At 37.4% G+C, this 3,413-nt stretch carries 2 protein-coding genes; both read right to left on the reverse strand.

All coding sequences use genetic code 11. From position 1 onward, the window contains the following. Window positions 1-251: 251 nt before the first annotated feature. The gene (ptsG, locus tag WYK_RS09190) at window positions 252-2,312 is read right to left on the reverse strand and encodes a glucose-specific PTS transporter subunit IIBC (RefSeq protein ID WP_040374204.1); all 2,061 of its coding nucleotides are present in this window, start codon (window positions 2,310-2,312) and stop codon (window positions 252-254) included. A gap of 191 nt (window positions 2,313-2,503) precedes the next feature. Beyond that, complete coding sequence (gene glcT / locus WYK_RS09195) at window positions 2,504-3,346, reverse strand: glucose PTS transporter transcription antiterminator GlcT (protein ID WP_040374205.1); 843 nt, start codon at window positions 3,344-3,346, stop codon at window positions 2,504-2,506. Between the last annotated feature and the right edge of the window lie 67 nt (window positions 3,347-3,413).

Genomic DNA, 3,413 nt, shown 5'->3' on the forward strand with positions numbered 1-3,413 from the left:
TTTTTCATGTCGTTTGCCGTTTCTTCCGAAGCGACTTAACTAATATACCATCCACACAACTAATCGTCAACATCTTTTTTTAATAATCTTTTTTAGCATTATATTAAAATGTTTTCCGCCTGATTGGTGTACTACATATACTAACATCTTACTCAGCTGACTTCAATAAGCAGAAAGTCCCGAATCATGGTGAAAAAAATAGCTGCCCGCCTATCCAATGATGGATGTGCGGACAGCTATAGACGACAACGTTATTTAATAGAAATAATGTTTTCTTCACTGCTTGTTACTTTACCGGTCTTTTCAATCACAATTGATTGGCCGGGTTTTAAGTTAGTGAAGACAATTGGTGTAATGATAGAAGTAGCATTGTTTTTCACATAGTCTAGATCAACTTGTAATAGAGGCTGTCCAGCTTTGACTTTATCACCTTGGGCAATAAGTGCTTCAAAACCGTTTCCTTCTAATTTAACTGTATCTATCCCTACATGAATCAAAACTTCAAGTCCCGTATCAGATTCAATACCGATCGCATGTTTAGTTGGGAAGAAGTTTACAATTGTTCCATCTACAGGTGAAACAATCGTTCCATCCTCTGGAATGATTGCAAATCCGTCTCCCATCATTTTTTCAGAGAACACTGCATCAGGCACTTCACTAATCGGTTTAATTTCACCAGTAATCGGTGAAATAAAGACATGATTTTCTCCTTCAGTACGTAATGCTTCAGGTATAACATCTACAATTTGGTCTTCTACACCTTTTTCAGGCGGAATTTCAACAGTACGAACAGTTTTTCCTTCCATAATGTCTTTCATTTGACCTTTGATTGTTTCAGAACGAGGTCCGAAGATTGCTTGTATATTGTTACCCACTTCTAAAACGCCGGCAGCGCCAAGTTTTTTCAGTAGGTCTTTATCTACTTGTTTAGCGTCATTTACCGATACTCTTAGGCGTGTGATACAAGCGTCTAAGTGTGCAATGTTTTTCTCTCCGCCCATAGCATCAAGAATCTGCAATGGCAATGTTTCAGCATTAACTTTTACTGCTGGTCCTTCATTTTCATCTTCAACTTCACGCCCTGGCGTTTTTAAGTTGAATTTACGGATGGCAAAACGGAAACCGAAGTAATAAATTAAAGCGAAAACGATACCGACAGGAATGACTATCCATGCATTGGTTTGTGGATTGATTAATCCGAACAATACGTAGTCAATTAATCCACCTGAGAACGTCATCCCGATTTTCACATTAAGTAAGTGCATCGTCATAAATGACAACCCTGCGAAAACTGCATGGATACCAAATAATACCGGTGCTACGAAAAGGAATGAGAATTCAAGTGGTTCTGTAATACCAGTAAGGAATGAAGTTAATGCCGCTGAAGCCATTAATCCCCCAACAATAACTTTCTTTTCTGGACGAGCTTCATGATAAATAGCAAGAGCTGCTGCTGGAAGTCCAAACATCATAAATGGATATTTACCAGCCATAAATGTTCCAGCTGTTAAGTTTTGTACACCATCTTTGATTTGATTCATAAAGATAGCTTGGTCACCTTTAATAATTTCACCTGCCGCATTTGTATACGTTCCAAATTCAAACCAAAACGGCGAGTAGAAAATGTGATGTAATCCAAAAGGTATTAACGATCTTTCTACTAACCCAAAGATGAAGGATGAGATAGTTAAATTACCATTAAGCATGAACTCTGAGAATGAATTCAGACCATGTTGAATTGGCGGCCAAATAACAATCATCAAAAGTCCTAAGATTAGAGCAGATACCGCGGTGGCAATTGGAACAAAACGTTTTCCTGCAAAGAATCCCAGGTATGATGGCAATTCAATTCGGAAGAAGCGATTGTACATGACCGCAGCGATAATCCCGACAATTATCCCGCCAAAAACACCAGTTGATAGGGTTGGAATACCAAGAACACTTGTATATTCTACACTGCCCTCTAAAGCTTTTGCATCAATTCCTAAAGCTGTACCCATTGTAACATTCATAATAAGGAATCCAACGATAGCAGCTAGTCCAGCTACTCCGTCTCCACCGGCAAGTCCGATAGCTACACCAACTGCAAATAATAAAGCCAAGTTGGTGAAAATAACGTTCCCGGCGTTTTCCATAACCGATGCAACCATATCTACTCCGCCATTATTTAAGAATGGCGCTAGATCTAACAACGTAGGATTTTGAAGTGCATTACCAAACGCAAGAAGAATCCCCGCTGCTGGTAAAATCGCTACTGGAAGCATTAACGCTTTCCCTACTTTTTGTAAAACACCAAATAATTTTTTAAACATGGTGTGACCTCCAAAAGTTTTTGTGGAATACTAATAAAAATCAAAAAACAACAATAAAAAGGCATAAGCAAAGGTAAGTATAGATGCCAGCAGCTGATTATATTAATATAACCAGTTACTCAACAATCCATTACTTACTTCACTTATGCCTGATCTAATCAGTAACACGTGAACGTTATTTATAAAGTACTTTATTTGATTTTTGTTTGAAGTCGTTGAAGATGCATGGTCAAATAAACAGCTTCAGCATCGTATACAGGCTTCAAAAGGTTTTTCTGCATAATTTTTATCAGCTTCCAAGCCAGATTATAGCACACGGGATATTCTTCTTTCAATAATTTCGCAATTTTTTGTGGTTCATCAATTTTTTCATCTGCAAGAACTCGATCAATGGTAAAACGGAGATGTCGAACCAGCCTCATATAATCCACGCTTTCTTTGTCCATTTTAAAATCAAGCTGATCTTCTATTAACCCTACTAAATGGCTGACTAATTGTGAAAATTTATTTACTTCAGCTAATTCCTTATTTACAACTGCACTATGAATATGAAGGGTGATGAATCCTATTTCACCTTCTGGAAGCCCGATTCCTGTCTTTTCTTTCATAATCTCAATAACTTCTTTCGCTACCTCATATTCAAAGGGATAAAGCGTAATTGTTTCTCTTAAAAATGGATTTTTCATTTCCATCCCATTTTGGACACGATTGAGGGCAAAAAGAAGATGATCCGTCAAACCAACATGGATATGTTCATTTAAGCTGCCAGGCACCCGAGAATTTATATGTTGAATGGTTTCAATAATACTAGCCTGCATTTCTTCATCTATATTTGGAAGTAACTTTTTGTAATTCGCTTGTTCCTTCTCGCTTTTCAGAACAAACATTTTATCAGCCAAATCTTCAGGCAGCACATCACCTTTTTTACGATTAAAGCCCACACCTTTACCAATTACAACCGTTTCTCCATATGAAGGATGGACTGCTATGGCAACATTATTATTTAATACCTTACTTATATGAATTCCTTCCACGAAAACCCCTCATTTACGGTCGATTTCTATTACTTCCATGTTAGACAAATTACCTGATGAAAGCAAT

Source organism: Peribacillus psychrosaccharolyticus ATCC 23296 (assembly GCF_000305495.1).
GTDB classification, from domain to species: domain Bacteria; phylum Bacillota; class Bacilli; order Bacillales; family DSM-1321; genus Peribacillus; species Peribacillus psychrosaccharolyticus.

What these genes read in the sequence shown, in the direction of transcription:
- ptsG (WP_040374204.1), bottom strand. Translation starts at nt 2,312, where the DNA reads ATGTTTAAAAAATTATTTGGTGTTTTACAAAAAGTAGGGAAAGCGTTA.